The organism is Kineococcus sp. AC630 (assembly GCF_979255925.1).
Map to the genome: position 1 here is coordinate 1 of NZ_CEEDMJ010000123.1, position 246 is coordinate 246.

The window sequence follows — 246 nt, forward strand, 5'->3', positions numbered from 1 at the left end:
CATCTGGATAGCCGAGTAGTGGGCGAACAGGTCCTCATCTCGGCCGTCAGCCAGGATAAACCCATAGCCCTTGGCGTTGTTGAACCACTTGACCTTACCGCTAAGCATGCTGATGTCCCTCTGCAAATACACCCACCACTGGGGTATTATCCGTTACGACTCCGCGCTGGAATCATCCGCTTTGGTAAGCGCGCGGACCCTGATACCCTCGATTGGGTATTCTCTGTTTGTAACACTGATTTACTG

The 246-nt window shown here is 52.8% G+C and carries 1 protein-coding gene; it reads right to left on the reverse strand.

Features of this window, described 5'->3' with window-relative positions:
• The coding region (locus AC0I8G_RS26100) for a cold shock domain-containing protein (protein WP_471732532.1) at positions 1–108 on the reverse strand (108 nt) is incomplete at its 3' end.
• Positions 109–246 lie beyond the last annotated feature (138 nt).